The 17,379-nt window shown below is 43.2% G+C and carries 16 protein-coding genes; 9 read left to right on the top strand and 7 right to left on the bottom strand.

Features of this window, described 5'->3' with window-relative positions:
- The first annotated feature begins 114 nt into the window (after positions 1–114).
- Positions 115–402, top strand: a complete 288-nt coding sequence (locus tag J4N23_RS14815) for a hypothetical protein (RefSeq protein WP_207428424.1) — start codon at positions 115–117, stop codon at positions 400–402.
- A gap of 128 nt (positions 403–530) precedes the next feature.
- Positions 531–785, top strand: a complete 255-nt coding sequence (locus J4N23_RS14810) for a hypothetical protein (protein ID WP_207428423.1) — start codon at positions 531–533, stop codon at positions 783–785.
- Positions 786–847: 62 nt separating this feature from the next.
- Here J4N23_RS14810 and J4N23_RS14805 read toward each other — a convergent pair whose 3' ends face one another.
- A complete protein-coding gene (locus J4N23_RS14805; protein ID WP_207428422.1) occupies positions 848–1,456 on the bottom strand; it encodes a porin family protein in 609 nt (202 codons plus the stop codon).
- Between the two features lie 162 nt (positions 1,457–1,618).
- Between J4N23_RS14805 and J4N23_RS14800 the strand changes: the two genes are divergently transcribed.
- Positions 1,619–3,367 carry a glycoside hydrolase family 3 protein gene (locus tag J4N23_RS14800; protein ID WP_207428421.1) on the top strand — a complete coding sequence of 583 codons (1,749 nt, stop codon included), beginning with the start codon at positions 1,619–1,621 and terminating at the stop codon, positions 3,365–3,367.
- A gap of 53 nt (positions 3,368–3,420) precedes the next feature.
- On the opposite strand, the gene J4N23_RS14795 is transcribed toward J4N23_RS14800, so the two are convergent.
- The 4 genes from J4N23_RS14795 to pepT form a co-directional block, all read right to left on the bottom strand.
- A complete protein-coding gene (locus tag J4N23_RS14795) occupies positions 3,421–6,258 on the bottom strand; it encodes an outer membrane beta-barrel family protein (protein ID WP_207428419.1) in 2,838 nt (945 codons plus the stop codon).
- Positions 6,259–6,398: 140 nt separating this feature from the next.
- Positions 6,399–7,109 (bottom strand): LytTR family DNA-binding domain-containing protein, encoded by a 711-nt coding sequence (locus tag J4N23_RS14790; protein ID WP_207428417.1) that lies wholly within the window; start codon positions 7,107–7,109, stop codon positions 6,399–6,401.
- Positions 7,106–8,215, bottom strand: a complete 1,110-nt coding sequence (locus J4N23_RS14785; protein WP_207428415.1) for a sensor histidine kinase — start codon at positions 8,213–8,215, stop codon at positions 7,106–7,108. The genes J4N23_RS14790 and J4N23_RS14785 overlap by 4 nt, the downstream gene beginning before the upstream one ends.
- 212 nt (positions 8,216–8,427) lie before the next feature.
- Positions 8,428–9,684 carry a peptidase T gene (pepT, locus tag J4N23_RS14780; RefSeq protein WP_207428413.1) on the bottom strand — a complete coding sequence of 419 codons (1,257 nt, stop codon included), beginning with the start codon at positions 9,682–9,684 and terminating at the stop codon, positions 8,428–8,430.
- Between the two features lie 227 nt (positions 9,685–9,911).
- On the opposite strand from pepT, the gene J4N23_RS14775 reads away from it, so the two are divergent.
- The 3 genes from J4N23_RS14775 (at position 9,912) to J4N23_RS14765 (ending at position 13,990) form a co-directional block, all read left to right on the top strand.
- Positions 9,912–10,526: a rhomboid family intramembrane serine protease gene (locus tag J4N23_RS14775; protein ID WP_207428411.1), complete on the top strand. Its 615-nt coding sequence runs from the start codon at positions 9,912–9,914 to the stop codon at positions 10,524–10,526.
- A 110-nt stretch (positions 10,527–10,636) separates the two neighbouring features.
- On the top strand, positions 10,637–12,103 hold the full coding sequence (locus J4N23_RS14770; protein WP_207428410.1) for a hypothetical protein: 1,467 nt from the start codon (positions 10,637–10,639) through the stop codon (positions 12,101–12,103).
- Positions 12,104–12,163: 60 nt separating this feature from the next.
- Positions 12,164–13,990 (top strand): cytochrome-c peroxidase, encoded by a 1,827-nt coding sequence (locus J4N23_RS14765; protein WP_207428409.1) that lies wholly within the window; start codon positions 12,164–12,166, stop codon positions 13,988–13,990.
- Here the strand turns inward: J4N23_RS14765 and J4N23_RS14760 are convergent.
- Positions 13,956–14,930: a hypothetical protein gene (locus J4N23_RS14760; RefSeq protein WP_207428408.1), complete on the bottom strand. Its 975-nt coding sequence runs from the start codon at positions 14,928–14,930 to the stop codon at positions 13,956–13,958. The two genes, J4N23_RS14765 and J4N23_RS14760, sit on opposite strands and share 35 nt — an antisense overlap.
- A 29-nt stretch (positions 14,931–14,959) precedes the next feature.
- Positions 14,960–15,625: a hypothetical protein gene (locus J4N23_RS14755; protein ID WP_207428407.1), complete on the bottom strand. Its 666-nt coding sequence runs from the start codon at positions 15,623–15,625 to the stop codon at positions 14,960–14,962.
- Positions 15,626–15,686: 61 nt separating this feature from the next.
- Here J4N23_RS14755 and J4N23_RS14750 point away from each other — a divergent pair, with 61 nt between their 5' ends.
- Genes J4N23_RS14750 through J4N23_RS14740 form a run of 3 tightly spaced genes read left to right on the top strand, consistent with a single transcriptional unit; the run spans position 15,687 to position 17,365 of the window.
- Complete coding sequence (locus tag J4N23_RS14750) at positions 15,687–16,694, top strand: dipeptide epimerase (protein ID WP_207428406.1); 1,008 nt, start codon at positions 15,687–15,689, stop codon at positions 16,692–16,694.
- A gap of 52 nt (positions 16,695–16,746) precedes the next feature.
- The gene (locus tag J4N23_RS14745; RefSeq protein WP_207428405.1) at positions 16,747–16,974 is read left to right on the top strand and encodes a hypothetical protein; all 228 of its coding nucleotides are present in this window, start codon (positions 16,747–16,749) and stop codon (positions 16,972–16,974) included.
- The gene (locus tag J4N23_RS14740; protein WP_207428403.1) at positions 16,961–17,365 is read left to right on the top strand and encodes a PIN domain-containing protein; all 405 of its coding nucleotides are present in this window, start codon (positions 16,961–16,963) and stop codon (positions 17,363–17,365) included. The genes J4N23_RS14745 and J4N23_RS14740 overlap by 14 nt, the downstream gene beginning before the upstream one ends.
- Positions 17,366–17,379 lie beyond the last annotated feature (14 nt).

Raw genomic sequence — 17,379 nt, 5'->3', positions numbered from 1 at the left:
ATAAATACAAAAAAGGTTAGCCCTGCAGCATTACTGCAGGGCTTTTTATTTTTCTGCCAAATCTAATGCAGCTTTAATTTGTTAGTCAAAAGAATAATTAAGACAAAACCAGCTATGAAAATAAAAGCATATTTATACATTCTTGGAGGATTAGCCTTTGCCGCTTGTACTCCCAGCAACCGCTCGCAGCAAAGTAATGAGAACTATTCAGACACAAGCTCAGTCCTTGATAGCAACAGATCACAGTCGGCACTTGATTCTACCCAGGTACAAACAGTCGAAGGCAAAGGGGCGCAAAGGACAGAGCCTGCTCAAGACCAACCTTCAGAAACTAACTCTGGTGGTACCAGAACACATGTAGGACAAGATACAGCCGGCGAGTTTAAGCAAACCACCGAATAGCATTAGCTGTGTTACGAACCCAACTTATAAGAGAATTTAACATAAATCGGTCAGGTATAACATTTTAGTAATTATTCTTAAACCGAAGGTAAAAGGTTTTGTTAGTAGTAAGATTTGATGATCTATCTATGAAAACAAAACTTTTTTCACTACTGCTAGCCTCAGGGTTGGGTCTGGCAGCTTGCTCTTCAAGCAGAACGGGAACGACGGGGACAGATAGCACAGCCGTCGGAACAGGAACCACAGATCCTGCAGGCACAGGAACCACCACTGACACTACAGGCACGGGTACTGGTACAGGAACAGGTACTGGCACAGGTACTGGCACAACGACCGATACCACGGGTACAGGTACCGGCACCACTACTACTCCAGCTCCTTAAAAAAAAGACCCGTTCAAAATTGAACGGGTCTTTTTTCTTATTATTAACTGATCGATTGCAACTTAAAGCCTGAAGCCTAATCCTACCTGAAATACCTGGTTTCTAAACTCGGGAGTTGTAGAATTGCCGCTTCCGTCATTCCTCTTCAGATCTAGTGCATAACGACCATGAAGATTAACTTTCGGGCTGATGTCGAAGCCAACTCCTACTACTCCTCCAATCAAGTTCTTACGTAGGTTATCATTGTCCTCTTCCACATTCTCGCGGTACTGATTGTCTCCCGACTTAAAAGTGGTTGTCGTTGAAGTGAGGAAAGACACCTGCGGTCCCAGGTGAATATTGAAGCCTGGTGCTGCAGTAATTTTAGCAAGGATAGGAATCTCAACAAAATTGTAAGTGATGGTACGCTCACCAGTACCAAATACCCCTGACGTTTCTACTTCGTATCCCTTTTGAGAGTACATAATTTCAGGTGCAAGAGAAAGGCGGTCGACCAGAGGAATATCTACCCCTACGCCGGCATGAAAGCCGGTTTTGAAATCTGTTTTAAAGTTATCGTCCCCGGTGCGGGTAATATTTGAGTAATTTAAACCCGCCTTTACGGTCACACTCTGGGCGTTTACAACAGTTGCTGCCAGAGCAATTAATGAAGTAATTAATATCCGTTTCATAATTCTAAGTGTTGATGTGTGTTTCAAAACTAATAGAAATAATAATGCCATCTGTTTTATAGTTAGATAAAAACAAGTATTTGCTAATATTTGTAATAATTTGACTTTAAAATCAACTACAACTGTCTATTTTTAAACACACTCCTAAAACTTCTATTATAAATGAATAACCGCGCACTCTTCATCTTCCTGCAGCTACTTGCCAGTTCTTTAATCGCAGTGGGGCAAGGAAAGATTCCGTTCAATGCTACGAACTCAATCCAGGAAAAGTGGGTAGACTCGGTTTTTCGAAAATTAAACAGGAAAGAGCGAATTGCGCAACTCTTTTTTGTTCGGGCTCATACGGATAAGGGAAAAGCATACGAAGATTCAGTCGCAGCAATGATCAAACGAGAAAAGGTAGGTGGACTGGTTTTTTTTCAGGGTGGTCCAGGTAGGCAGGCAATTTTAACAGAGCGCTACCAGCAATTATCCGAGACTCCTTTATTGATAGCCATGGATGCCGAATGGGGTTTAGGAATGCGCTTAGACAGCACGATGTCTTATCCCTATCAGATGACCCTCGGTGCGATTCAAGATAACCGTCTGATTTACGACATGGGAAGAGCAATTGCACAAGATTTTAAAACTCTTGGAATGCATCTCAATTTCGCGCCTGTTGTGGATATCAATAACAATCCAAGAAACCCGGTAATCAACTACAGATCTTTTGGAGACAATAAGTTTAAAGTAGCGACAAGAGCTTCGGCTTACATGAACGGGTTGCAGGATGGAGGTGTTTTAGTCAGTATTAAACACTTCCCCGGACACGGAGATACTGACGTAGATTCGCATTACGATCTTCCCAAACTGCCTTTTCCTAAAACTCGCCTGGATACCCTTGAACTATATCCCTTTAAAGAATTGATTCGGCAGGGCGCATCGGGCGTTATGGTGGCCCATATGAACATTCCAGCTTTGGATAGTACTCCTAATCTGCCCTCCACTTTGTCGAAACCTATTGTTACCGGCCTGTTGAAAGAACAGCTAGGGTTCACAGGGCTAGTTATTTCTGACGCCATGGAAATGAAGGGCGTAGTAAAGTTTTTTCCTGGAGGAGAAGCAGATGTGAGAGCAATAATTGCAGGTAACGATATTATCGAGCTATCTGAAGATACCCGGCGGGCTATTAAATTAACCAAACAGGCGCTCCGGGAGAAAAGACTCAGCTGGACACAAGTAAACAACAGCGTAAAAAAGATTTTGGCTGCCAAGTATTGGGCAGGCTTAAACAAACCTGTTGATCTTGATACTACCCGTTTGCACGAGGTTTTGAACCGTCCGGAAGCAATGGCTTTAAATCAACGGCTAGCTGACGCCGCCGTTACGGTTTTAAACAGCGACAGCTTACTGAAAGCACTTAATCCCGTAGAAAAAACAGCAATTATCAGCGTTGGAGTAACTGAACTGACCGCGTTTCAACAGGAAATAAGCAAGCGGTTTCCCAATTCCACTAACTTCCTGTTATCAAAAATTGCTTCCGCGAGTGATATCTCCCGGATGCAGAAAGAACTGAGCAATTACAATCAGATTATCGTTGGAATCCACGATTATCGAAAAAGGCCGCAGCGCACGATTGACTACAATAACGAACTTAAATCGTTCATTGCACGCTTAGCAAAGATGAACACTGTTTCAGCTCTTTTTGCCAATCCCTACACTATTTCAGGGCTTCCCGGAGTAGAACAAAGCAAGACGCTACTGGTGAATTATCAGAATAGCGACGAGCTGCAGCGAGCTTCCGCAAAGATTATCGGCGGAGAGATGCAAGGTTCTGGAAAACTACCGGTGGATATCAGTCCTAAATATAAAAATGGCGATGGGATTGAGTACTTCCCGGTACCGAAAGTAGTAACGGGGCAGATAAATTAACGAAGAAGGCCTGCAAAATTGCAGGCCTTTTCCATTCGTGCTTAGTATAAAAGTTAATCGCGCGGTTCTCCAGGGGTTCCTCTCATCATATCCCTGTTTCTTTGGAAATTCGGTTGTATTCCCCCGGGATACTTCTGGAACCGATAGCTGAACGTTAGCATATAATACCGGGTTAAGCGGTTATTCTGACTATCTGTGAAAGAATTTTCTCCCTGTGATCTGTTTACCGCCACTGCTTCCTTCATTACGTCGAAGGCCTGCATCCTCAAAGTACCTCTCTTGTTGAAGAATTGCTTCTCGAGATAGGTATTCAAAATGAAAGGACTAGTGTTGATCGAACTATAGCCGCGATTAATATTGTAACTAGCATCTAAGCCCAAAATAAATGTCTTGAAGAAAAACACCCTTCCGTTCAGATCGAAGTCCCAGGTTTCCGCTTTGGTATCGTTGCTTACAGGTAAAGTATAATTTAACCAAGTCCGTCTGTAACTAATGGCCGGGTAAATCTCCAGATTCTGATTCGGGTTAATCTGTCCACGAATACCTTGTCTGATCGACCAGTTCCTTCCTATATTCCTTTGATTATTATTGTAAGTGACGTCATTGCTAAAATTCAATGAACCGTTTAACGAAATCCGATATTTACGTTCCGCAAAAGACTTCCCAAAAGAATAATTAGCATTGGTAGAATAGTAGCCGTCGGCATTCAGGTAGTTCGTTTCCTGAACGTTGAAAATCGTGTCACCTTCCGCAATTATCTGGTCGTGGAATACCACATTCCTGGTAATACGATCATCAATCACATTTCCGTTTAGCCCTGCGTTGAAAAATAAGCCGGTTCTAGGGTCGGTAGTATTGTAAGATATGTTTAGTGATTGGGTGAATGCTGCATTTAGCTTAGGATTTCCTACCACTGGACGTTGTATATCCGAGATATCACGAACCGGCTGAATCTGACTAAAACTCGGCTCAGTGCTCCGACCCGCGTAGTTAATATTTAGAGAGCGAGTACGGGCAAAATTATAAGAGAAACGGGCTGTAGGGAACAAATTGAAGCCTTTTCTATTCACACTTACCTGGTTTGTTTCCGAAAAGCCATCCAGCAAGGTAGGTTGAGCCGTCAATCCGAGGTTAAAATTGTACAGCCGTTGTTTGTCAAAACGATAATTCAAGCTAAAGCGATTGGTAGTAAATGAGTAATTGAATACATTACTCAATGCCGGATCGGTAACAAAAACCCCCTGATTGTTGAAAACATCTGTTAAACGACTATTATCATAATTAGCCTTCGAGAAATTATACCCAAAATCAAGTCTGGAGAATTTACCCAGGGGCTCGCTGTATGTCACATTAGCATTGGTGTTAATGCTGCGATTGTTGACGTCTATCCGGCGGAGGTAAACCGAGTCTCGGGTCTCATCTTCAATAAAAAACTCAAAATCATCCCTCGCCTCCTGGTAAGACGTGTTATTGGATCTACCAATAGTGCCGGCGATAGATAGATTTTTACCAGGTTTTCTAAAGCGATGATTAAAGATGATATTTCCACCTAAAAAGGGGCTGCTAGATTCGGACATGTTAAATAGCTCCCTGTTCTGTATATTGACACCCTCACGCTGTTGCAATTGGTTGGAAATATTATCAGTGTTATTACCTGAAATGCTAACAAAAGGGGACACCCTCAAATAATTCAGTGAATCTATCTGATACTCCAGGTTGAAGTTTAAATTATGATTGTTTGTTCTGGTATCCCTGTCTTCAAAAATATCCGTGAGGAGACTCACATTTGTGTTGGTCCGCGTTGTATCCCTGATAAAATCTGTTCTTACGCTGTTTGAAATTAAATCGGTGTTACGAGACATAAATCGGTAGCTACCAAAAACCTTTACCTTTTTACCCCAGTCATCCCGGAAGTTAAGGCCTCCGCCTGTTGTATTTGTAATACCGCCGCTGTTATTTCCGAAACCACCACCGCCACCAAAGCCACCGCCGCTGAAGCTACCGCCGAAGTTGCCGCTTCGGCCGCCGCCGCCACCAAAGCCTCTTCCGCCACCTCCTCCAAAACTAAATGGTGAAGCATTATTATTATTCAAATTTAAAATGATTGCCAACTGTTGATCATCATTCATAAACTGTCCGTTTCCGGTCAGCTGATACCTTTCCTGACTCCCTAGCCCGCCAGTACCATTGATTACCATCCCCTTATTAGTTCTCAACTGGATGTTAATGATCTTGTCCGCCTCACCTTCGCGGATACCAGTAATAGCAGCCTGGTCGCCATAATCGTCTATGATTTGAATCTTATCTATAATCTCCGCAGGAAGATTTTGAGTAGCTGTCTTCAAATCTCCTTCAAAATAGTCACGACCGTTAACCCTTACACGAGTAACGCTTTTACCCTGTGTGGTAACGTTTCCTTCCCGGTCAACCTCAACTCCAGGTAGCTTTTTAATGATATCTTCTGCTACTGAGTTTTCTCTTACCGGAAAATCAGCTGCGCGATATTCTACTGTGTCTTCTTTTATGGTGATTCCTCTGGTTGCGGATACCTGAACTTCATTCAGCACATTGCTTGCTGTCTTTAGTACAATTGGCTCCAGTTGAAGAGGAGTAGTTCCTTCTTTGAACAAGAATCGCTTGTTCAGATTCTGATATCCCAAAGAGGAAATACTAAGAAGAAACTGAGAGGATTTAACATTCCGGAAGGTAAAAGCTCCGTTTACGTTGCTACTTACAGAGAGGGTATCACTGGGGGAAGTGAGGCGTATGGTAGCGCCAATTACACTCTGCCCGGTTGAGTCGCGTAGCACACCCGTTACTTCTCTACCAATTTGGGCCGATGCTGTTAATGTACAAATGACAGTTATTAACAGAAGCAAAATTTTTTTCATTGTCGTTGTTTTGTTTCTTCAGCGTGTGAATTATGTTTAGATGTTATTTCAAGAGCAAGTTTACATCCAAGTTAAAGGCGAAAAAATTGAATGATACTTCTCCGGCGATTAAAGAGACAAACGCTCGGATTCTATCGATTTCAGTTATGCTGTCCCATGTAGGCTAAAAGCGACTCTTTATAGTTATCACTAACAGGAATTTCAGTAGAACTGATCATTACCCTGTTTTTCTTAAAGGCCACCAGTCGATTGAGTGAAATAATGTAAGATTTGTGCACCCGCATAAAACGATCTGCTGGTAGCTTTTCTTCCATAAAACGCATACTAAGCCGCGTAATCACGGGCTTTTCTGCATCTGCAAGGTAGATTTTGATGTAATCCTTTAATCCCTCTACATATAAAATATCGGGGATGTTAATCTTGACTAACGAGTAATCCGCATTCACAAACAAGCAGTCATTTCCGGCAAGCTGACCGGTGCTTTGTTGATTTTTCAGATTATACAACTCCAGCGCTTTATTAACAGCCTTCAGAAAGCGTTCAAAGGGAAAAGGTTTTACCAGGTAATCCAGCACGTCCAGGTTAAAACCATCCAGGGCATACTTCTCGTAAGCAGTCACGAGGATCACCATAGGCGGACTGGTCAACGTTTTCAGGAACTGCAAACCCGTAAGGCCGGGCATCTGAACATCCAAAAAAATGAGATCAACAGGCTGCTGACTAAGTACCTTCATTGCGTCCATTGCATTGCGGCAGCTGGCAACCAGTTCCAGAAAAGGCACCTGGCTGACGTTATCTTCCATAAGTTCAATGGCAAACCGCTCATCATCAATTATCAGGCACTTGATCATTTTAAATAAATATTTAATTGTGCGACAAAGGTCCCTTGATTCTCCGATGTTTCCAGCGTGTAGCGGTCTTTATAAAGCAACTCCAGGCGTCGTCGCATATTCGTCAAACCAATCCCGGAACTCTTATCCTTCGCACTTTCGACTGGAGACACAGAATTCTCCACCCTGAACTGCAGAAGATGCTTGCTTCGGTCGACAGCCAGAGCTATCCTGATGAATGGTTGCTCCACCATACCAACCCCATGCTTAAAAGCGTTTTCAACAAATGCAATCAATAGCATCGGCTCAATCTGATAATCGTCCAGATCCTGCTGGATGTTCTGCCGGATATCGAGATCATCTCCAAATCGTAACAACTGCAAGTCGATATAGCTTCTCAAATATTGAACTTCCTGCTCGACAGTAATACGCTCATCATTACTCTCATAAAGCATATATCGCATCATGTTCGACAACTTGATAAGTGAGGGCTCCATCAGGTCTGATTTCTTTCGTGCCATAGACACCAAAGTATTCAGAACATTAAACATAAAATGCGGGCTCACCTGCGAACGAAGGAATGTCAACTCTGACTTCAGCGTTTCGTTTTCTTTTTCTTTGCGGATTTTTTCCTGCCTCGATGAATCCCTGACAATCCTGTAACTAATACTGATACCAATGATGAAAATGTATGGGAACAGAGAGAAATAGAAAAAAGGCCCCTTTTTACCATCCCAGTTACGCTTTTTCGCCTCCTGAACCTTCGGCTTTGCCTCTACTACCTTTTCCGTTTGCTTATCAGGAACAGAGCTTCTCTTTAAAGGCAAAAATTCACGCTCTACAAAACTGGTCGTTTTCATCAGCAAAAATACTGAGGCAATCAGGGTAATCGCGTAGATCACGAGACGCTTGTTTGCATAGACTTTTGGGTATAGGAAATAAGCGTTGATGTAGAAAAAACCAATCAAAACTAGATTATTTAACAGCAGTCGAAACTGCATGTTATCCGACATCCGAACGCCTGTGCTGGTAAGCCGGAGAATATAAGGAAGGAAAAACAACAGCATCCAAAAGAGAATATGGATAACCGGTGTTATATATTTAAGTTGCTGTGGTTTAATGGCCATTCTACAAAAATATCGTTGAAATCCACTCCTAAATTTATTTGAGCTAAAAAGGATAGAATTTTCGACGAACAGCGGCAGAACAGCGACTTTAAAGCAATAGCACTTTGAATACACTATCTCCCTGCCTAAACTTAATTATTCCGGCAGGATATTTTTCGGTATATACCTATAGTAAAGTAAGATTACATCTAGTGTAATTGCTGTTATCCGCTTTACCCGGCTTTCTCCTCCCAAATAGTAGCCAGATGGACTATGGTCTGAACAGCTTTCTCCATATCCTGAACCGAAACCCATTCCTGTTTGCCATGGAACGCGTGCTCGCCGGCAAAAATATTAGGGCATGGTAATCCCATAAAGGAAAGTCTCGAACCGTCTGTTCCCCCTCTGATGCTTTGCAGCTTCGGTTCCAGTCCCGCTCTGCGAATAGCCTCTTCCGCATACTGAATAGTTTGGGGATGGTTGGACAGCACCTGCTTCATGTTGCGATATTGCTCCTTAATCTCCAACTGATAGGAAGAGTTAGGATAGCCCTCCATGATTTCATCAGCTATCGCTTTCAATATCCGCTCATGATTTTGAAGTTCAGCCTCCTCAAAATCGCGGAGAATAAACTCTATGCTAGCTTCTTCCACCGACCCTTTTATCGATACGGGATGAATAAAGCCGTCTTTTCCTGAGGTGCTCTCGGGAGCTAGTCGGTCTTTAGGCATCGCAGCGACGATCTCAGAGGCGATCTTGATGGCGCTTTCCATTTTACCCTTTGCAAAACCGGGATGTGCGCTTACGCCCTTGACAGTAATTAAGGCATAATCAGCCGAGAAAGTCTCATTTTCAATGGAACCTGCAGTTTCTCCGTCAACCGTGTACCCAAAATCGGCTCCCAGCTTTTCCATATTTACCTTATCCACACCGCGACCAATTTCCTCGTCGGGGGTAAAAAGAATGCGAATTTTGCCACGTTTAATTTCGGGATGTGAGATAAAAAAGTGTGCAGCATCCATAATCTCTGCAAGCCCGGCTTTATTGTCGGCGCCCAATAGCGTCGTGCCACTAGCGGTGATAATATCATTGCCATGCTGGTGTTGTAGATCCGGATGTTCAGATTGTCTTAGCACCTGGTTCGAATCGTCCGGAAGGACAATATCCTCCCCATTAAAATTTCTATGGATTGTGGGCTTAACGTTCTCCCCGCTACTGTCAGGGGATGTGTCCATGTGAGAGCAAAAGCAGATTACAGGAACATTTTTGTTGGAAGTAGCCGGAATGGTAGCATATACATACCCGAATTCATCCAGTTCTGCATCCTGAACACCCATTTGCTGCAGTTCCTCAACCAGCAACCTGCCCAAATTTTTCTGCTTTTCGGTAGAAGGACTGCTTGGTGAATAGGGATCAGACTGAGTGTCAATAGTTACATACCTTAAAAACCGTTCGACGCAGGTATATTTGTAATTCTTTAAACTTTCCATTTGATAGTACTTTTGTTAATCGGAGGCAACTTTACTTTTTCCAAGCCGCCTCCGCAGGCATTAAATCTTTCGCATTTATAACAGCGGGCAGTACATTGAGTTTCTGCTGCTGCTTTGGCCTGCGGCAAAATTTAACACAAGGATATCAATAGTTTTCGTCCAGTAGTAAAAATCTTGCTTTCTTTGGTGTAATAATTGTACTTTACGAAAGTGGAGAGGAAATTTTAATGGAACAATTTATCAGCAACACTCCCGTAGCCAGCATCATTTTTATATTAACTATTATAACGAGTCTGTACGCCTTTTCAAATCCACAGGTGTATGGCAAGTTTATGTTACATCCTTACAGTGTTAGTCGCGGAGAGCGCGTTTACTCCATTTTCACCAGTGGCTTAATCCATAAAGATTGGGGCCACCTGTTTTTCAACATGCTCTCCTACTACTTCTTTGCATTTGCTTTAGAGACCTATCTGGGTTCCTTACAATTTGCTGTTTTATATATTGTAAGTCTGGCTTTAAGCGATCTTAGCACCATTCTTAAACACAAAGATCACTTTTGGTATAACAGTTTAGGGGCCTCAGGGGCAGTGTCGGCAGTAGTATTCAGTTATATTTTGTTCAATCCAGATGCATCTTTTTACCTGATGTTCATTCCTATTCCGATTAACGCTGTGGTGTTTGGAGTTTTATATCTCTTATACAGCGCCTATGCGTCTAAGCAATCCAGCAACATCAACCACGATGCCCACTTCTATGGTGCCATTGCAGGAGTAGTCATTACTATCATTTTCTACCCTGGTATTATAAATCATTTTATTAGTCAACTCTCCACTGTTTTCTAACCTGTTAATTCAATCTTAACACCCAGGGGAAGCTCTTCACTTAAATTTAAAACGTCGCTAATTCCCCAGTTACATTAGTCCGATAGCTTTGCCAGCAAACTAAAAGGACAATGAAACTATTTGTACAAAGTAAATTATCTACCGCCATTGCTTTTTCTGCAATTAGTGCCGCCACCTTGGTGGGATGTAATAAAGACGGAAAAGAAACCAACCAACAAGCTCTTAACCTGCAATCACACTCTGTAACTCCATCTCTTGTAAAATCCCTTTCTGGCTTTGAGGGCCTAGAAATTTATCCGCTGATCAGTAGTGATGATCAACTAGAAGGTTCCCCCAATTTTAGATTTGGTGCTCAGCCTGACGGTGCTGGATTCATGAAAGATCCTAATGGAGATGGCTATATTATGATTAATAATCACGAGATTCTTTTCTCTGTTTCAAGGGTACATCTGGACAAAAACCTAAAGCCAGTAAAGGGTGAATACATTCTGGATGCAGCAGGAGGCGGTATGCGCTTGTGTTCTGCTACTATGGCGACGCCGGAGGAACATGGGTTTGGCCCCCTATTCCTGACAGCGGGTGAATCAGGTTCCGAATCAATGATCCATCAGCTTAATCCATTTGGATCTGTGGACGACAAGAAAAAAGATCATACATTAACTGCCTTGGGTAAATGTAGCGCAGAAAATGCTGTTCCACTGCCTAAAACTGCATTCCCTGGCAAAACAGCCATCCTTATTGGTGAGGATGATTCGAACGGTCAGGTGAATCTGTATTTATCAAATACTGTTGGAGATCTTTCTAATGGTAAACTTTTCATGCTAAGACGCCCTAACCGGAACTCAGTAGAAATGGATATGAACGTTGGAACTACTTACGATGTCGAATTTGCAGAGTACAGTGATGTTACAGCCAGCACCGGAACCCAGCTTGCTGCCCAAACTGTTGCAAAAGGTGCTATTCAATTTGCTCGTGTAGAAGATCTGGACTATGGCAAAGGCAGCGCTGAAGCTGGTCGCGTTATTTATTTCACTGCTACCGGTATTTCTCAGGCAGATAAAATCACTCCAGTAGATGGCAAAACCATGTGGGGCCGTATTTACAAACTGGAGCTGAATGCAAATGACCCTCTTAAAGGTAAACTTACTCCTTTAATGGATGGCGGCGTAAATCCCGGTAATCATATCGTTAACCCTGACAACATTTGCGTAACTCAGAACTACGTTTATATTCAGGAGGATGGCGACTCTTTCTACGCTGAAAACAAACATGACGGAAGAATCTGGCAGTACAATATCGCCACTAAAGATTTGAAGCCAATGTTGGAAATGAACCACAGAAGGAATGACGTCCAGTTTAACTCGAAGTATAATCCTTCAAACAGTAGTCGCTTAAGTTCTTGGGAATACGGAGCAATGTTAGATATTTCAGATATCGTTGGAAAACCCAACACCTTTATGGTGAATATTCACCCGCATACATGGCAAGAATCCAAATTTGCTAACGCCGACGGTAGTGGAATTACCACCAATACAGAAGGTGGTCAAACAGTAATCATTACAGGAATTCAACGTTAATTCTTCATCTCCATAAAGATCAGCCTTTCGCATGTTGCGAAGGGCTTTTCCATTTTTAGCATGAAAAAGAAAACGCTACTTCTTCTATCTGTCTTTTTAACCACTTTGTTCTATTGCTCTGAGAAACAACCGGCAACGCAAAAAATCAAGTCGCAGGTCCTTGAGCAGATAGACAGCTTCCATGCAAATACAGAGGAAAATTTGTTAGAGCTTGCAAAAAAAGGCTCAGAACCTGAACTACAAAAAGCATTTAAAAAGGTTCGGCTGGATTATAAAAAGGTCGAGTGGGCATTAGAATACTACGCCCCAACTACCAGTAAGGCCATAAATGGACCTCCCTTGCCAGAGATAGAGGTGGAAGAGACAAAGACTTTCGAGCCTTCGGGACTGCAGGTGATTGAAGAGCACTTGTTTCCGTTTGAGGAAGAAAATAGAGCGGAGCTCATCAGGGAAGTGAAGGTTTTAAATTCCAGAATAAAGCACGCCAAAAAGTTCATGGAAGCCATTGAATTTAGTGAAGCTAATGCCGCTGACGCCTGCAAACTCGAACTTTTCAGGATAATTAGCTTAGGTATTTCAGGCTTTGATACTCCTCTTTCGAGCACAAGCATCACAGAAGCAGCGGTTTCTATAAAGTCGGTTCAGAATGTGCTTTCCATTTTAGGATCAGGCCGAGAAATGGAAGAGCTTTCGGAGGCAGCGATAGCCTATATTAACAAGCACGAGGACTTCGAGGAGTTCAACCGCGCAGAATTTATCCGTCGATACATCAATCCTTTAACCAAAGCTATTTCTCAATGGCAGCAAGAGAACAAGCTCTTCCCCGAAACAGAGCTCGCCATTTACGCAAAGGCCGAAACCCTTTTTGATAAAGACCTTCTCAACCCCAATTTTTTCGCAGACAATGCAGAAGCAGAATTTACAACGCAAAAGGTCGCATTAGGTAAAAAACTTTTTTCCGACCCTGTTTTATCAGGAGCCACACGCAGCTGCCAAAGTTGCCACAATCCTAAACTTGCTTTTACAGATGGACTTCCAAGAAGTGCCGCTCTTGACGCGGGAAAGTTTGTAAAACGCAATGCACCTTCTCTATACTATGCCGGACTTCAGCAAGCGCAGTTCTACGATATGAGGTCGCCCTCTTTAGAAAATCAGGCGCTGGATGTGCTGGCTAACAAAGATGAGATGCACGGCTCGGTAGAAGACGCGGCGAAAAGACTAAATAATCAACCAGCGTACCTAAAGCAGTTCAAAGCTGCTTTTCCAACTATCAACCACGAAATCAAACCCAGACATGTGATGATCGCAGTGTCCACCTATGTCCGCTCGCTTAGCCCTTTCAACAGCCGCTTCGATCAGTACATGAGGGGTGGTGAATCGAAGATGAATCAGGTGGAAATTAAAGGTTTTAACCTCTTCATGGGAAAGGCAAAATGCGGAACCTGCCACTTTTCACCCGTATTCAATGGCACAGCTCCTCCGGCTTTTACCAACACAGAAGCTGAAGTTTTAGGCGTGCCGGTTAAACCAAAAACAGGTGTTATTGACCCTGACCTTGGAAGATACGCACATAACAAAATCGAGGAGCTGAAATTTTCCTTCAAAACTCCAACACTTCGCAATATTGCCCTCACTGCTCCTTACATGCACAATGGGGCGTTTGCAACCTTAGAGGAAGTGATGGAATTTTATGAACAAGGCGGCGGTGCCGGACTAGGTATCCATCTCGAAAACCAGACCCTACCAACAGACAAATTGAACTTGTCCAAGGAAGAGCAAAAAGCCATCATCAGCTTCCTTAAAACACTAACAGATGAAGTAGAAGAAAAAGAAGACAATAAGCTAACTCTTACTAAATCGGCAACTCAATCGTCTGTCCGTCAATAAACTCCCCTTCCTCATTCAATAAAAAACTCATGGGCTGTTCCGGATTTTTGATGATCTCAAATAAGGAATAGCCCCAGGGTTTCCAGAAGTTCTCCAGCACCTGTCCGTAGGTTTTTGCCTGCCAGATGTCGTACACGGGTCTGCTGCTGATTCGAAGCGGCATTGCATCTATGTATACAGCTTCGTCTGTAGAGATCACTGTATACTCGGGCAAGCGGTTGAACAGGTATGCCGAATAAAAAAAGCGCCCACAAAGCTCTTCAAACTGTATGGGATGAAGCGGATTTTCAGAAACTTTATTCAGCACATCCCTGTGATAGATCAAACTCTCACCATTGTCCTGCAAGCAAGCAATGATTCCGAAATCTTTCATCCTGAGTGAAAAAACCAGCGTGTTGATTTCATCGCGATAACTAAAGGTTTCCGGAGGATTGGAGACCGGAAATATTTTGATGCTCCAGGGCAAAATTCCTTCAAACTCAACAGGGACTACCAGCGATTGCAGCATCAGATGGAGATTACTGAATTTATGCGCGATAGATTGCGAAAAGTTAAAATCTTCTCCAATGGCTCGTTGCTGGCGGATTCCAGCACGCACTTCCCAGTGAATGATACCGTAGACTTGCTTGGCGATCCACAGGAAAAGACGGGTCTGATCGAACTCCTTGACCGTCTCGTAGCCGCCGTTAAACACCGATTCTATTTCCTGGTCTAGCAGGTTAATAGCATCAAGCGCCCTCTGTGAAACCGGAATTTTTATATCCCGATAGGTGGCAATCCTTTCATCGAGCATCTTAAAAGGTTTATCCTCCAACTGAAACTGCTTCAAGACCCACTCGGGAAAAACCGTTGTCTGGATCTCTGCCGGTTCACCTGTCAGGTAACAAACCTGCTCACTGAAATTATATCTCTCAAAAGGACGAAAAAGTGCTTTGCTCATCGCGGGCAAATTTACAAAGCGCGTTTTTCTTATTTATCATAATAAGATCGTATTTCACGGTTCAGCCGGTCGAGCATTTCACGGTTTGACAAGGCCAGAAGGATGTCCTGCACCTGAGGTTCAAAAGCCGGGGCGGTGAGCGAATAGAGGCCGGGATCTACGGCTCTCGAATCTCCCTGAATATTCGTTACATATACATTATCCAGGTTCAAATTACTGTTGAAAGTTCTCTGAAAGTTCTTCCCCGGGCTACCCTTGATACGCAGGTTGGTCCTGAAAAGTGCAGAAGTGCGAATACGTGACGACACAATATCCGCGGAAGCGGTTACAGTTTGATAAACGGGTCGGCCGTTAGCATCCGTTCCAACCTGCACATTTCGTCTGAATACTCTTCTTGAGATGCGCTGGTCAGGAGGAAACATATTAAAATTCTCGATGTCGATGTTAAGAAGGACACGTGCAGTATCAAGCTCGTCTGTAAGATCAAGATTAATGGCGCTAAACTCTTCAAGGCGATCGATTACCCTGAATGCATAGATATCAAAATTAACAGTAGTGAGATCCGGATCATCGGCAGAAATGGTGATCGCAATCGGAACAACTGGCTCAGGGGTTCTGTTCCGCAGCCCGCATGCTGATAATATGAAAACGGCAGAAAGTAAAAAGCTGATCTTCATCAACATAAACGATTTCATAGGCACTGGTTTTATATCTTATACATCCGATACTTTAAATTGTGCTCTATATTTGATTTTTATGAAGATTTCTGCCCGGCCCTTTAAGCTTAACTTAAAATTTCCTTTCCGGATATCCGGCTTCTCAAGAACATTCACTCCAATTATTCTTCTGGAAATCGAACATGAGGGTAAAGTGGGATTGGGAGAAGCTTCAATGGTGCCATACCTGGGAGAAAGCGTTGAAACAGCCGAGGCCTTTTTGCGAAAAGTAGACCTCAGCTGGCTGCGTATCCCTTTTAATTTTCAAGAGCTTGGCGTCCATCTCGATACGATTGCTCCCGGTAACCCAGCAATAAAAGCGGCTATAGATATAGCGCTGCATGATTTGCAGGGGAAGTTGTTGCAGCAGCCATGTTATTCAATGTTTGGTTCAAACCCAAACCAAATGCCTGTCACTTCTATCACCATAGGTATTGATACTCCCGAGGTGATTATAAAAAAAGTAAGGGAAGCTGAGCTGGCTAACGTACTGAAAGTGAAATTGGGCTCGGATGACGACAGGCTACTGGTAGAAACGATCAGACTGGTAACAAACAAGCCGCTTTACGCGGATGCAAACCAGGGTTGGACCGACCGTGAAAAAGCAATAGATACCCTTCATTGGCTGAAAGAAAATGGGGTCGAAATTTTGGAACAACCCATGCCGAAGACAGACCTGGATAGAAATGCCTGGATAACAGAAAGAAGTCCGATTCCTATCCTGGCGGACGAAGCTTGCCAGCGACTGGAAGATCTTGATCGAATAAAAGGAGCGTATCACGGAATTAACATCAAGCTCATGAAAAGCGCGGGCATGCACGAAGCGTACCAAATGATCCAACGGGCACGGGAATTAGACATGAAGGTCTTGGTCGGATGTATGAGCGAAACAAGTGTGGCCACTCTTGCCGGTGCTGCGCTTGCTCCCTTATGTGATTGGGCAGACTTGGACGGGCCGTTTTTGACGGCCAATAATCCTTTTAAAATGCCTGACTTTGAGAATGGAAAGTGGCAGTTGAAGGAATTGCCGGGGCTGGGGATAGAATAGGCATGGCTTGAAACGAGTGTTTTATTAGTAAATTTGTTTTAAGAGCTACGTTATGTATACTAAAACAATTATTCCAAAGACGAAGTCGATTACTATCGATCTTCCTGATGAGTTCGTAGGGGAGCAGGTGCGGCTCATTATGGTAATCGAGAAGGAGACGGGGTATCACGAGGTGGAAGATAAAAAGGTGGATAAGCTTCGAGAAGCTTATTCCAAATACAAAAGACAAGACCTTTCTGGTTTTACTTTTAACAGAGATGAAGCGAATGACTTCGAATAGCTTTTTTCTCGACTCTAACGTAATACTCTATCTGTTTGACTCTAATAACGAGAAGCGGGAAAGAGCTATAGAATTGATGGCACTTGTTCCTGTGATCAATTCGCAGGTGCTCGCTGAAGTAGGAAACATTTGTCGGAAGAAACTAGGATTTAGCAAAGACGAGACGCTTAACCTCTGGGCGGACTTACTTGAGGACTGCAACGTTTTTCCCGTTGATGCTCAAACTTTTCATGAAGCTATCCTTCTGGTTGCCAAGTTTCAATTCCAGATATTCGATTCATTAATCGTTGCTTCTGCCTTACAATCGGGATGCGCTATCTTGTACTCAGAAGATATGCAGCACAATCTGAATATCGAAGGAAGGCTTACTATAATAAACCCGTTCAAGTAACCGTTGAGTTTTTT

It is taken from the genome of Pedobacter sp. SYSU D00535, from assembly GCF_017355855.1.
GTDB lineage: Bacteria > Bacteroidota > Bacteroidia > Sphingobacteriales > Sphingobacteriaceae > Desertivirga.
Note: the sequence above shows the minus strand (reverse complement) of the source record. Positions and strands in the feature narration are given on the sequence as shown.